Below are 12,984 nucleotides of genomic sequence, written 5' to 3'. Positions count from 1 at the left end.
CCCGAAAGGGAGAAAATAACATTTAGTAATCGCCTAATGTTTCCGGATTTTGGGCCAATGCGGTTTCGAGTTGCTCATCGTTCGGGGCCTTGCCGTGCCAAGCATGGGTATGCATCATAAAATCGACTCCATGGCCCATAACGGTATCCATTACAATGCAAACGGGTTTTCCCTTTCCGGTTCTCGACTTGGCTTCCTTGAGCCCGGCAATGACGGCTTTGAGGTCGTTGCCATTGGCGATTTCCAAAACATCCCATCCGAATACCTCGAATTTCTCCTTAACATTGCCCAAGGGCAAAACTTTTTCGGTCGGCCCGTCGATTTGCTGTCCGTTTCTGTCGATCGTGGCGATCAGATTGTCGACCTTGTTGCCCGAGGCATACATTATGGCTTCCCAGTTTTGACCTTCCTGCAGTTCGCCGTCACCATGAAGGCTGAATATCAAATGATCGTCCCCGTTCAATTTTTTTGCCAAGGCGGCACCAATGGCAACCGACATTCCTTGCCCTAAAGACCCAGATGCTACGCGAACTCCTGGAAGCCCTTCATGTGTGGTAGGGTGTCCCTGTAAACGAGAATCAATCAATCTAAAGGTATTCAATTCTTCTACCGGAAAGTAACCTTTACGAGCAAGCACACTATAGAAAACCGGCGATATGTGCCCATTTGACAAAAAGAAAAGATCTTCGCCGATGCCATCCATATCGAAACCATCTTTCAGTTGCATGATTTCATGGTAGAGAGCGACAAAAAATTCGGTACAGCCGAGCGATCCGCCCGGGTGGCCCGAATTCACCTTATGTACCATTCGTAAAATATCCCTTCGGGTCTGAACGACGATCTGCTGTAAATCCTCTAGTTTTGGCATGCCTATTGCTAATTTGTGCGGCGCAAATGTAGGGGCAATCTTTTGGGTAAGCAAGTCATAGTTATTAGATTTTATCAACGTGCTACGAGGGCGGTCAACTTTATTTTTTTGTTAAGGAGTTTATGCACCACAGATCGTTATCTTTGCGGTTAGAATTTAAGATTTGGCATTCAAATTAGCTCATACGGATCCGCAAACAAAAGCGCGGGCAGGTACAATGACGACCGATCATGGTGTCATCGAGACCCCGATTTTTATGCCCGTGGGCACTGTGGCCTCTGTTAAGGGCGTACACCAAAAAGAGCTTCGGGAAGAAATTGACCCAGATATCATATTAGGAAATACCTACCATCTTTTTTTAAGGCCTAGAACACCGATTATAAAAGCCGCTGGCGGCCTTCATAAATTTATGGGATGGGATCGGAATATTTTGACCGATAGTGGGGGCTATCAGGTATATTCACTTTCCGCAAATCGAAAAATCAAGGAAGAAGGCGTAAAATTTAAATCGCATATCGATGGCTCATTGCATTTTTTTACACCTGAAAATGTAATGGAAATCCAGCGTGATATCGGGGCCGATATCATCATGGCCTTTGATGAATGCACGCCTTATCCGTGTGATTACCAATATGCAAAACGTTCGATGCACATGACCCACAGGTGGCTTGATCGGTGTCTATTGCATTTGCAGAAAACCCCTCTGAGCTATGATTACGACCAGTTTTTCTTTCCTATTGTTCAAGGTTCTACCTATAAAGACCTAAGGCGTCAATCGGCCGAATATATTTCAAATGTAGGGGCCGAGGGAAATGCCATAGGCGGATTATCTGTCGGGGAGCCGGCCGAGGAAATGTATGCAATGACCGAAGTTGTCTGTGAAATCTTGCCCGAGGATAAACCCAGATATTTAATGGGGGTGGGCACACCGATAAATCTACTTGAAAACATTGCCCTGGGAATCGATATGTTCGATTGTGTAATGCCGACAAGAAATGCCCGAAACGGCATGTTGTTTACCGCGCATGGTACCATAAATATCAAGAACAAGAAGTGGGAAAATGATTTTTCGGCAATAGATGAAATGGGCATTACCTTTGTGGATAAAGAATATTCAAAGGCATATTTAAGGCATCTGTTCGCCGCCAATGAGTATTTGGGAAAGCAGATTGCGACAATTCATAATCTGGGTTTTTATATTTGGCTTGTGCGTGAAGCTCGAAGGCGTATTATAGCCGGTGATTTTGCCCAGTGGAAAAATATCATGGTAAAGCAAATGGACAAAAGATTGTAAGTGAGCATACTTGATAAATATATACTCAAAAGATACTTGGTCACCTTGGCCGTTATGCTCCTTTTGTTCATTCCGATCAGTATTTTGGCACATCTTGCCGAACAGATTGGCAAGATGCAGGACAACGAGGCTCCATTGAATGAAATTTTGGTCTACTTTGGCAATTTCACAATTTATATTGGAAACGAACTGTTCCCTATATTTCTCTTTCTGTCGATAATTTTCTTTACCTCACGATTGGCGTCCAATACCGAGATCATCGCAATTTTGAGCTCTGGGGTATCCTATATACGTTTTTTAAGGCCCTACCTGATGGGGGCGACCATTGTAGCGATTGTAATGCTGCTGATGAGTATGTTTCTCGTACCTACGGCCAGCAAAGGCTTTAATGAGTTTAAATACAAGTATTTAAAGAAGGGAAGGGAAAATCGCCAGACCGAAAATATTTTCAATCAGCTGAACGAACACGACTTTATCTATGTCAGCAGTTTTAATCCGGCGCGGCAGATAGGTAACAATTTTACCTTTGAGCGTTTTAACGATGACAATACCTTGGACTTTAAAATTTCTGCCTCGAATATCAGGTGGATCGAGAAGGATAGCATCTATCGATTGACAACCTATAAAAAACGTAAGATTGTCGGAGATTCGTCCATAATAGAAAGCAAACAGCGGCTAGACACCATTTTCAATTTTAGAATCGACGACCTCACCCCGGTTTCATATGTAGCCGAGACCAAGAATTTCATTGAGTTGAACCAATTTATTGAAGACCAAAAAAGAAAGGGCGCATCAAATATCAACACCTATATTTTGGTAAAATACAAAAGATGGGCATTACCAATAACGGCATTTATCTTGACGGTAATAGCCGTTGCCGTATCATCGGTCAAACGTAGGGGAGGTATGGGCGTCAATTTGGCCTTTGGTATTTTGGTCGCGTTCGTCTACATTTTTTTTGATCGGGTTTTCGGAACCCTGGCACAGCAATCGGGCTTCTCACCTTTATTGGCGGTATTGATACCTAACATCATGTTTGGCCTCTTGGCGATCTACCTTTTACAAAAGGCTAAAAGATAAGATCGAAACCGATCGCCTCAATGTTTATCTAAAAAGTTAAATAGCATGGCGGCCCTGATCATAGCTATTAAAATTCTATATTTGTCAATTCGAACAGACAAACCGATAACCTAATGGAGTATTTGGATTTTGAACTGCCTATCAAAGAGCTTGAAGAGCAGCTTGAAAAATGTCAGGTCATAGGCGAAGAAAGTGATGTCGATGTGACCGAAACATGTAAACAGATTGAAAAAAAACTAACGGAGACCCGCAAGGAAATATATAAGAACTTGACTGCTTGGCAACGCGTGCAACTTTCAAGACACCCGAGTAGACCCTACACACTTGATTACATACGGGCTATTTGCGGCGATACCTTTTTGGAGCTCCATGGCGATAGAAATGTCAAGGACGATAAGGCGATGATAGGAGGTTTGGGCAAAATCGGCGATCAAAGCTATATGTTCATAGGGCAGCAAAAAGGGTATAACACAAAGACAAGGCAGTATCGCAATTTCGGTATGGCGAACCCAGAAGGTTATCGAAAAGCGTTGCGCCTCATGAAATCTGCAGAAAAGTTCAATATCCCCGTCGTTGCTTTGATCGATACACCGGGGGCCTTTCCGGGTATCGAGGCCGAGGAAAGGGGACAAGGAGAGGCCATTGCCCGAAATATCTTGGAAATGACTCGCTTAAAAGTTCCCATTATCGTTATCATCATAGGCGAAGGTGCCTCTGGCGGGGCCTTGGGAATTGGGGTAGGAGATAGGGTCTTGATGCTGGAGAATACTTGGTACTCCGTTATTTCGCCCGAAAGCTGCTCATCGATACTTTGGCGAAGTTGGGAGTATAAAGAGCAGGCCGCCGAGGCTTTGAAGCTTACGGCCACTGACATGAAAAAGTTAAAATTGATCGATGAGATTGTCCGTGAACCCGTTGGCGGGGCACATGCCAATCGCACAAAGGTTTTTGAAATCGTGAAGAATAAAATTGCGGCCAATTTCGAGGAATTGGAAAAGTTATCACCAAAAGAATTGGTCGATCAGCGTATGGAGAAATATGCCCAGATGGGTGTTTTTAACGGTTGATAGTCGGTATAACGAAGTTTGTCAAAATCCGAATGTGATTACGTTCGGATTTTTTTTGTTATCAACATTAATCCGTAACTTATTAACACCTTATTTGTTGACCACATGTGAACATCACACTAGATTTTCTGACAACAACTTTGGCTTAATTGTATATTTTCGTTGCTATGGAAAAAACCAACCCCGTTATCGGTCGTAAAATCGACAAATCAACTATCATCAGTCTCGAACGTGGTAAAATACCTCCTCAATCCGTTGATTTAGAGGAAGTTGTGTTAGGAGCGATGATGATTGACAAAAAAGGGGTCGATGAAGTAATAGATATCCTACATCCTGATGTATTCTATAAAGACGCACATCGTTATATCTATGAGGCCATTTTCGTACTGTTTGAAGAATCTCAACCTATCGATTTATTAACGGTTTCGGCCCAATTGAAGAAGGCAGGTCGCTTGGAGTCCGTGGGCGGTGATTTTTACCTCATAAAATTGACCCAAAAAGTGGCATCTTCGGCACATATCGAATTCCATGCCCGCATTATTCTACAGAAATATATTCAGCGCAGTCTTATAAAAATTTCGAATGAGATCATTGAAGATGCTTACGATGAGTCTACCGATGTTTTTGACCTGCTCGATACCGCCGAGGCCAAATTGTACGATGTAACCCAAGGAAACCTGAAACGCTCTGCCGAAACGGCGCAAAATCTTGTGATCCAGGCGAAAAAACGTATCGAGGAAATTGCCAATAAAGAGGGACTTAGCGGAATTCCTTCAGGATTCGATAAAGTAGATAAACTGACTTCGGGTTGGCAACCCAGTGATTTGGTGATCATCGCGGCCCGCCCCGGTATGGGTAAGACCGCTTTGACCTTGTCAATGGCCCGAAATATGGCGGTAAATGCCGATATTCCGGTAGCCTTCTTTTCATTGGAAATGTCTTCCGTGCAATTGATAACCCGTTTGATTTCGTCAGAAACCGGACTGTCATCCGAGAAATTAAGAACGGGCAGGCTTGAAAAGCATGAATGGGAGCAATTGAACGTAAAGGTCAAGGCCTTGGAAAAGGCTCCGTTGTTCATTGACGATACACCATCGCTTTCGATTTTTGATTTGCGGGCCAAGGCAAGACGCTTGTCATCTCAACATGACATTAAATTGATTGTTATCGATTATTTGCAGTTAATGACCGCTGGCGGCAGCCAGAAAGGTGGAAATCGTGAACAGGAAATTTCAACCATTTCACGTAATCTTAAGGCATTGGCCAAAGAGTTGAACGTTCCGGTCATTGCGCTGTCGCAGTTATCCAGGGCCGTTGAGACCCGGGGTGGAAGCAAAAGGCCTATTCTTTCGGATCTTAGGGAGTCGGGTGCAATCGAACAAGATGCCGATATCGTCTCTTTTATCTATCGTCCTGAATATTATAAAATTGAAGAGTGGGATGATGAGGAGCGAACACCGACGACGGGTCAGGCCGAATTTATTGTTGCCAAACACAGAAATGGGGGCTTGGACAACATACGGCTGAAATTTGTGGGCAACCTTGGTAAATTCGATAATCTTGACGATTTTGACTCTCCTTTCGAATTTCAGTCCAAGATGAATGCCGATCAAGAGAATCCATTTATAACCGAAAACTTACCTGATGCCAATGAGGCTTTTGGCAGTTCGATGAATGATGACTTAGATCCGGATGATGCGAATGATGTTCCTTTTTAGTATTCTTTAACGTCTTGCAAAACAATTGCCCGTGGTTTTTCGTTTACCTTTGGGATAGTGCGCGTAAAGTAATCGATCCATGCGAGGTAGACTCTTTTTCTTTTTCTTTTTTCTTTTTTCGATGCAGATTTTTGCTTCCTCATTGCTAATACCAATGGATGCGGAAGGTCAAAAAAATCACCTAAAAGCATATGGTATCACGTATTGGGTATTGACCAAACAACAAAAGGTGCAGTGGCTGTTGAATTATCGCGGCGGCTCTTTTTTACTCCCTGACGGGGAAAATATCCGTAAGGAGTGTCAGATTCGCGGCGTATCCTTTGAAATTCTATCCGATGGCCAGGCGCAAAGTATTTTGGATGACATTGGCAGTCCTTCACAAAACCAGGAAGCTGTCATTCTTGAAAAGGCCCCCAAGATTGCCGTGTACTCCCCAAAGGGCAACCAACCGTGGGACGATGCCGTTACCATGGTCTTGACCTATGCCGAAATACCGTATGAAACGGTATATGACCAAGAGGTGCTCAATGATAAATTGGTGCTTTTTGATTGGCTGCATTTACATCATGAGGATTTCACGGGGCAATACGGAAAATTTTATGGCACCTATCGGGCCTTTCCGTGGTATATCGAACAAAAACAACAGGCCGAGGCTCTGGCAACCGAATTGGGCTTCGACAAGGTTTCGGAAGAAAAAAAAGCGGTTGCCATGAAAATAAGGAATTATGTCATCGGCGGTGGATTTATGTTCGCCATGTGTTCCGCGACCGATAGTTTTGATATCGCACTGGCGGCCGATGGGGTTGATATTTGTGAACCAATGTTCGATGGCGACCCTTCTGAGGCCAACTATCAAAACAAGTTGGATTTTGGAAAGACATTCGCCTTTACCGATTTTATTTTGGAAAGAAACCCCAATCGCTACGAGTTTTCTTCGATAGACATGACTGAGAAACGGCGTGTGCCCCGCGAAACGGATTATTTTACCTTGATGGATTTTTCAGCTAAATGGGATCCGGTTCCGACCATGTTGTGCCAGAACCATACGGCTTTGGTCAAAGGGTTCATGGGCCAGACCACTTCTTTTGATCGAAGTCAGGTCAAACCCACCGTCATGGTATTGGGCGAAAATAAGATCAATGGTGAGGCCCGTTATATTCACGGAATCAAAGGAAAAGGTTTTTTTACGTTTTATGGCGGCCATGACCCCGAAGATTACCAGCATCGGGTTGGGGATCCCAAAACAGAACTTGAACTGCACCCGACCTCGCCGGGGTATCGTTTGATCTTGAACAATGTATTGTTTCCGGCAGCAAGAAAGAAGAAGCAAAAAACTTGAGAAATTCAAGTTCAGGCCCAAGTCCAAAAAGGTTTAAAAGTTTGTTTGTTGATCGCTCTGCCATGATTATTTTAACATCCAACATCCAACATCCAACATCCAACATCCAACATCCAAAAACAGATTACGCGCCGTCCTATTAATCATTACATCAATAGGATATCCAAAACACGTTCAACCCCAAAATCATTATTGCTTACAGTTCTATATTTAGCCGCCTTTTTTACGTTTGGGTGTGCGTTCTCCATTGCGAAACTATAATCTGCCAAGGCCATCATCTCGAGGTCATTGTTGTAATCACCGAAAACCAGGGTCTCTGAAGGAGTTATGTTGTACATTTCTTGAACTTTTTGCAAGGCAAAGCCTTTGTGTGCATTGATGTTAGAAACATCAACCCAATTCGCCCCTGAAACCTTGACTTTCAAATCGCCTTCCAAGTGTTTGACCACGGGGTATATATATTTTTCAGAACTTATAAAGTGGTAGATCGCTATTTTCAGCACTTGACCATCGAAAGTTTGTAGGTCTTCCATTAGGGTATATTCGGTATAATATTCTTTGAGTTTTTCGACAAATTCTGTTGAAGATGTCGAAAGATATGCATTGTTCTTTCCACATAGTACGGGGTGTAGCCCTTTAACTCCCTTTAAGCTGTCCAAAATGACATTTTTTGCTTTTTGGGGCAATGGGTTAAATACGATTTCTTTGCCATGATGTGATGCAAATCCGCCATTTTCGGCAATTACGATGATATCGTCCTTAATAGGCGCAAGCTTGTCAACAATACTATTGTACTGCCTTCCGCTGGCAGCTGCAAAGAGAATCCCCTTTTTTTTCAGTTGTTCGAACAAACTAAAAAAACGATCACTTACCTCGTGGTTTGAGTTTAAAAGGGTGCCGTCCATATCGGAAACGACCAATTTTATTTTAGATAGATCCATTGATAATCATTTTGAAAGTCGCAAAGTTATTTGTTCTTGAACGATTATGACTTAGTTTTATAGGGCAATACGATCAGCATTATGGTTTTTTACCAAAAGGAAATTCGCTTAAGGCCCTATAAAAGAGGTTTTCATTTGATTACGGATGAAGTAATCGAAACGATTCCTAAGATTTCGGTCATCGATATGGGGATGTTGCACGTTTTTATAACACATACTTCGGCCAGTTTGACCGTCAATGAAAATGCAGACCCAACGGTCAGAACCGATTTTGAAAGCCATATGAACGTTATGGTTCCCGAGAACGCACCATATTATATCCATAATTATGAAGGCCCCGATGATATGCCAGCGCATATCAAAGCCTCATTGTTTGGCGCCTCTGTGCAAATACCGATTACAAGGGGTAGATTGAATCTCGGTATATGGCAGGGAATCTATCTATGCGAACATCGGGATCATGCGTCAGGTAGAAATTTGGTGATCACGGTATTCGGAAACCACGATTCGACCAAATGACCTAACTTTAACTTGAAATACCAAGCCTGAAAAAATGACTACTGAAGAATCAATTCTTAACAAGATCCAGATTTTGATAACCAAACACTTTGATACGCCCCAAGAAGCATTTGAATTCTTTGATGCCGACGGAGACCGAAAATTGACAAAGCGTGAAATCGTCAAATTGTTAAAAGAAGCCGAGATAAACGGATTCATTCGCGGATTGGTTTCGTCAAAGCTGATAGAGGGCTATGATAAATCGGGCGATGAGCTAATAGATTGGAATGAGTTCAAGGCAGCGGTTGCTAAGATAAAGTCTGCATAGACCATTACTTAAAAAAAAGGCCGTTCAATTTGAACGGCCTTTTTTTTAAGTGAGATATGTTTAAAATCTATTTTACTTTTTCCACAATGGCCTTAAAGGCATCTGGGTGATTCATGGCCAAATCGGCAAGAACCTTGCGGTTCAATTCAATACCATTGGCCTTTACCTTACCCATAAATTGTGAATACGACATTCCGTGTTGACGGGCACCTGCGTTGATACGGGTTATCCACAACGCACGAAATGTTCTTTTTTTGTTTCTTCTATCGCGATAAGCATAAAGCATTGCTTTTTCTACCGCATTTTTTGCTACCGTCCAAACGTTTTTACGTCTTCCGAAGTAGCCCTTGGCTTGCTTCATGACCTTCTTTCTTCGGGCCCTTGAAGCGACTGCATTTACTGATCTTGGCATAACTTTTTAATTTTTTGTAGTAGGCGGGCGATAATCGCCACTTTTTAATTTACTCGAACTCCTTATAAGTCTTTGTGTAATTGCCCAACTCCATGGTTATTATTAATTTACCTCAAGAACGATTACTTTAGGCGTAATTGTTCTTTAATACTGTTGACATCAGATGGGTGTACCAAAGTATCATGTGTCAACGCAAGCTTGCGCTTCTTCGATTTTTTCGTAAGAATATGGCTCTTAAAAGCGTGCTTTCTTTTGATTTTACCGGTACCGGTCAACTTGAAACGTTTCTTGGCACTCGATTTTGTTTTTTGCTTAGGCATTTTCCTAAATTTATTTGATTATCTCACTACTGTACTTAACTTTCTCCTTGCGACTCTATCATATACGGTCAAAAATCGCTTCTTTATTTGGAGCGCCACCCATTTGGGCGGCGCGGAATAATTTCTTTTATTGGTTTGTTCTACTATTTTTTTGTTTTGGGTGCAATGAACATGGTCATACGCTTTCCTTCCAATTTCGGCATTTGTTCAACTTTACCCAACTCCTCTAACTCTGATGCCAGACGCAATAATAAAATCTCACCTTGATCTTTATAGACTATCGACCTTCCCTTAAAAAAGACATATGCCTTTAATTTGGCACCATCTTTTAAAAATTTCTCGGCATGTTTCTTTTTAAACTCGTAATCGTGATCATCGGTATTGGGTCCGAACCGAATTTCCTTGACCACAACTTTTGATGCTTTGGCCTTCATGGCCTTTTCGCGCTTCTTTTGCTCGTAAAGAAACTTTTTGTAATCCATTATCTTACAAACCGGTGGATCGGCATTCGGCGAAATCTCTACCAAATCAGTGCCTAAATCCTCCGCTATGTCAAGTGCTTGACGGATCGGGTATATGCCAATTTCTACATTATCACCGACCAGCCTAACTTTTGGAGCCAGTATTTTTTCATTGATTTTATGAGGGTTTTTATTTTCCCTTCTAGGTTGGGGCCTAAATCTTTTACGAATTGCTATGACTTATAATTTTTAGTTAAACGTTAATTTTAAACGACTTTAAGGTACTACTTATTTCCTTAGCCACCAAGTCGACAAACCCTTCAACAATTATTGAGCCAAGATCATCACCTCCGTGTTTTCGTACCGATATCGTATTTGACTCCTCTTCATTCTCCCCAACGATCAGCATAAATGGAATTTTGTTCATTTCCGCCTCACGTATTTTTTTTCCGACAGTCTCGTTCCTATCATCAATGAGGGCGCGAATTTCGTTATTTTCAAGTGATTTTAAAACTTTTTCAGCATATTTTTCATGTTTCTCGCTGACGGGCAATATTATTGCCTGTTCAGGGATCAACCATAATGGGAAGTTGCCGCCCGTATGTTCTAATAATAGGGCTATAAAACGCTCCATACTGCCAAAAGGCGCACGGTGGATCATTATGGGTCGATGCAACTCGTTGTCACTACCTTTATAGGTAAGGTCGAAACGCTCTGGTAATGTATAATCCACTTGTATGGTGCCCAATTGCCACGGCCTTCCAAGTGCATCCTTGACCATGAAGTCCAACTTTGGCCCATAAAAAGCCGCTTCTCCTTCTTCGATGACAAAATCCAAGCCTTTTTCCTTGGCTGCATTGATGATCGCGTTTTCCGCTTTCTCCCAATTATCGACCGAGCCGATATATTTTTCAGGGGTATGCGGGTCTCTTACCGAAACCTGTGCCGTGAAATTTTCAAAGCCCAGTGATTTCAATACATACAGGGACAGGTCAATAACATTTTTAAACTCTTGGTCTACCTGGTCGGGTGTACAAAAGATATGGGCATCATCTTGGGTAAAGCCTCTAACTCGGGTAAGGCCGTGCAGTTCGCCACTTTGCTCATAGCGATAAACGGTACCGAATTCGGCATACCTTTTGGGCAGCTCGCGATAGCTGAAAGGTCTGGTTTTGTAAATTTCGCAGTGATGCGGACAGTTCATTGGTTTCAATAGAAACTCCTCGTCCTCCTTGGGTGTATGGATGGGTTGAAAGCTATCGGCGCCATATTTTTCATAGTGCCCTGAAGTTACATACAGTTCTTTTTGACCGATATGGGGGGTAACCACCATTTCATAACCCGCTTTTTTCTGGGCTTTTTTCAAGAATTGCTCCAATCTTTCCCTCAGCGCGGCGCCTTTAGGCAACCATAATGGGAGCCCCTGGCCGACTTTTTGCGAAAAAGTGAATAGTTCCAGCTCTTTGCCAAGCTTTCGATGGTCTCTTTTTTTAGCTTCTTCAAGTAATTCAAGATATTCGGTAAGCTCTTTTTGTTTCGGGAACGATATACCATATACCCGTGTCAATTGAGGTTTGTTCTCATCACCCCTCCAATAAGCTCCGGCGACGCTCAATATTTTAATGGCCTTGACAATACCCGTATTAGGTATATGCCCGCCACGGCATAGGTCGGTGAAAGTGTCATGGTCGCAAAAGGTAATGCTGCCATCTTCCAAATTTTCGATAAGCTCGACCTTATACTCGTTACTTTGCTCTTTGTAAAGTGAAAGTGCCTCACTTTTCGAGACAGGCCTCATTTTGAAATCATGCTTTCCCCGGGCAATCTCTATGGCCCGATGCTCGATTTTTGGAAAATCCTTATCGGAAATAGTGTGCTCGCCAAAATCTACATCATAATAAAATCCGTTTTCTATTGCGGGTCCAATGGTCAATTTCGCACCGGGATACAGTTCCTCGATAGCCTGCGCAACAATATGGGAGGTCGAATGCCAAAAAGCTTTTTTACCTTCCTTATCGTTCCATGTGTACAGCACCAGTGTTCCATTTTCAGTAAGGGGCGTGACGGTTTCGATTACGGTATCGTTGAATTTTGCCGATATCACGTTTCTAGCCAAACCTTCACTGATGCTCTTCGCGACATCCAGCGGGTTACTTCCTTTTGGAAACTCTTTATCGCTTCCGTCGGGTAATGTGATTTTTATTATGCTCATTGCTCTTGCAATTAGGTCGGCAAAGATAAGATGTAGGTTTGACGCTTACAATATATATAGGATATGATTTTTGGCAACTCCCTGCTTTTGAAAAGTTAGCTGAACTGAGCGGAAAACATGGCTTATGATCCAAAACCGGGTGTTATTGCGATCATTCGCTATATTGTTCTCATGGCGAATCGGGCAAGCTATATTTATGAAACAAATGTGTTTCTTGTACTTGTTCGATCCAACAAAAAACATTATTTTTAATACCCTTTTTTACTTGGTGTTTGTTTAAATAGCTAGTATTAAGAGGGTTAAAAAAAGAGGGTTAAAAAAAGTTTAAAAAACATTCGAATAAACTTTTTAATTTAAAAAACCGTCCTATATTTGCACCCGCTTTGGGGATATGGCGATTGTCTTTTCCTGGGCGTCCTGGGGTTTTCCCCATGTTTTTGGCAAGT

The 12,984-nt window shown here is 42.4% G+C and carries 13 protein-coding genes; 7 read left to right on the top strand and 6 right to left on the bottom strand.

Translation table 11 applies throughout. The annotated features are described in order from the left end of the window. Window positions 1–22: 22 nt before the first annotated feature. Window positions 23–868, bottom strand: a complete 846-nt coding sequence (locus tag ACEZ3G_RS00065; protein WP_432423440.1) for a transketolase — start codon at window positions 866–868, stop codon at window positions 23–25. 163 nt (window positions 869–1,031) lie between these two features. Here ACEZ3G_RS00065 and tgt point away from each other — a divergent pair, with 163 nt between their 5' ends. The 5 genes from tgt (at window position 1,032) to ACEZ3G_RS00040 (ending at window position 7,366) form a co-directional block, all read left to right on the top strand. Next, the gene (tgt, locus tag ACEZ3G_RS00060) at window positions 1,032–2,162 is read left to right on the top strand and encodes a tRNA guanosine(34) transglycosylase Tgt (RefSeq protein WP_432423439.1); all 1,131 of its coding nucleotides are present in this window, start codon (window positions 1,032–1,034) and stop codon (window positions 2,160–2,162) included. Then, a complete protein-coding gene (locus ACEZ3G_RS00055; protein ID WP_432423438.1) occupies window positions 2,163–3,242 on the top strand; it encodes an LptF/LptG family permease in 1,080 nt (359 codons plus the stop codon). It begins immediately after the preceding gene. A gap of 113 nt (window positions 3,243–3,355) precedes the next feature. Next, window positions 3,356–4,309 carry an acetyl-CoA carboxylase carboxyltransferase subunit alpha gene (locus tag ACEZ3G_RS00050; RefSeq protein WP_432423437.1) on the top strand — a complete coding sequence of 318 codons (954 nt, stop codon included), beginning with the start codon at window positions 3,356–3,358 and terminating at the stop codon, window positions 4,307–4,309. A 167-nt stretch (window positions 4,310–4,476) separates the two neighbouring features. Continuing rightward, entirely contained in the window at window positions 4,477–6,027 is a 1,551-nt protein-coding gene (dnaB, locus tag ACEZ3G_RS00045) for a replicative DNA helicase (RefSeq protein ID WP_432423436.1), read from the top strand. Between the two features lie 79 nt (window positions 6,028–6,106). Further along, the gene (locus ACEZ3G_RS00040; RefSeq protein ID WP_432423435.1) at window positions 6,107–7,366 is read left to right on the top strand and encodes an asparagine synthetase B; all 1,260 of its coding nucleotides are present in this window, start codon (window positions 6,107–6,109) and stop codon (window positions 7,364–7,366) included. A 146-nt stretch (window positions 7,367–7,512) separates the two neighbouring features. Here the strand turns inward: ACEZ3G_RS00040 and ACEZ3G_RS00035 are convergent, their stop codons facing one another. Then, a complete protein-coding gene (locus ACEZ3G_RS00035) occupies window positions 7,513–8,307 on the bottom strand; it encodes an HAD family hydrolase (protein WP_432423434.1) in 795 nt (264 codons plus the stop codon). 81 nt (window positions 8,308–8,388) lie between these two features. On the opposite strand from ACEZ3G_RS00035, the gene ACEZ3G_RS00030 reads away from it, so the two are divergent. Further along, window positions 8,389–8,826 (top strand): secondary thiamine-phosphate synthase enzyme YjbQ, encoded by a 438-nt coding sequence (locus tag ACEZ3G_RS00030; protein WP_432423433.1) that lies wholly within the window; start codon window positions 8,389–8,391, stop codon window positions 8,824–8,826. A gap of 34 nt (window positions 8,827–8,860) precedes the next feature. Next, complete coding sequence (locus ACEZ3G_RS00025) at window positions 8,861–9,133, top strand: EF-hand domain-containing protein (RefSeq protein ID WP_432423432.1); 273 nt, start codon at window positions 8,861–8,863, stop codon at window positions 9,131–9,133. Window positions 9,134–9,200: 67 nt separating this feature from the next. Here ACEZ3G_RS00025 and rplT read toward each other — a convergent pair whose 3' ends face one another. The 4 genes from rplT to thrS all read right to left on the bottom strand — a co-directional run bounded on the left by rplT (window position 9,201) and on the right by thrS (window position 12,532). Further along, window positions 9,201–9,545 (bottom strand): 50S ribosomal protein L20, encoded by a 345-nt coding sequence (rplT, locus tag ACEZ3G_RS00020; RefSeq protein ID WP_432423431.1) that lies wholly within the window; start codon window positions 9,543–9,545, stop codon window positions 9,201–9,203. A 122-nt stretch (window positions 9,546–9,667) separates the two neighbouring features. Beyond that, window positions 9,668–9,865, bottom strand: a complete 198-nt coding sequence (rpmI, locus tag ACEZ3G_RS00015; RefSeq protein WP_413980659.1) for a 50S ribosomal protein L35 — start codon at window positions 9,863–9,865, stop codon at window positions 9,668–9,670. Window positions 9,866–10,008: 143 nt separating this feature from the next. Continuing rightward, window positions 10,009–10,563 (bottom strand): translation initiation factor IF-3, encoded by a 555-nt coding sequence (gene infC, locus ACEZ3G_RS00010; protein WP_432425121.1) that lies wholly within the window; start codon window positions 10,561–10,563, stop codon window positions 10,009–10,011. A gap of 16 nt (window positions 10,564–10,579) precedes the next feature. After that, on the bottom strand, window positions 10,580–12,532 hold the full coding sequence (gene thrS / locus ACEZ3G_RS00005) for a threonine--tRNA ligase (RefSeq protein ID WP_432425120.1): 1,953 nt from the start codon (window positions 12,530–12,532) through the stop codon (window positions 10,580–10,582). Window positions 12,533–12,984: the final 452 nt, after the last annotated feature.

Origin of the sequence: Meishania litoralis (genome assembly GCF_042611095.1) — a bacterium.
Lineage (GTDB): Bacteria > Bacteroidota > Bacteroidia > Flavobacteriales > Flavobacteriaceae > Meishania > Meishania litoralis.
This window is presented reverse-complemented; position numbering and strand designations above follow the sequence as displayed.

What these genes read in the sequence shown, in the direction of transcription:
- ACEZ3G_RS00065 (WP_432423440.1), bottom strand. Translation starts at nt 868, where the DNA reads ATGCCAAAACTAGAGGATTTACAGCAGATCGTCGTTCAGACCCGAAGG.
- ACEZ3G_RS00050 (WP_432423437.1), top strand. Translation starts at nt 3,356, where the DNA reads ATGGAGTATTTGGATTTTGAACTGCCTATCAAAGAGCTTGAAGAGCAG.
- dnaB (WP_432423436.1), top strand. Translation starts at nt 4,477, where the DNA reads ATGGAAAAAACCAACCCCGTTATCGGTCGTAAAATCGACAAATCAACT.
- ACEZ3G_RS00040 (WP_432423435.1), top strand. Translation starts at nt 6,107, where the DNA reads ATGCGAGGTAGACTCTTTTTCTTTTTCTTTTTTCTTTTTTCGATGCAG.
- ACEZ3G_RS00035 (WP_432423434.1), bottom strand. Translation starts at nt 8,307, where the DNA reads ATGGATCTATCTAAAATAAAATTGGTCGTTTCCGATATGGACGGCACC.
- ACEZ3G_RS00030 (WP_432423433.1), top strand. Translation starts at nt 8,389, where the DNA reads ATGGTTTTTTACCAAAAGGAAATTCGCTTAAGGCCCTATAAAAGAGGT.
- ACEZ3G_RS00025 (WP_432423432.1), top strand. Translation starts at nt 8,861, where the DNA reads ATGACTACTGAAGAATCAATTCTTAACAAGATCCAGATTTTGATAACC.
- rplT (WP_432423431.1), bottom strand. Translation starts at nt 9,545, where the DNA reads ATGCCAAGATCAGTAAATGCAGTCGCTTCAAGGGCCCGAAGAAAGAAG.
- rpmI (WP_413980659.1), bottom strand. Translation starts at nt 9,865, where the DNA reads ATGCCTAAGCAAAAAACAAAATCGAGTGCCAAGAAACGTTTCAAGTTG.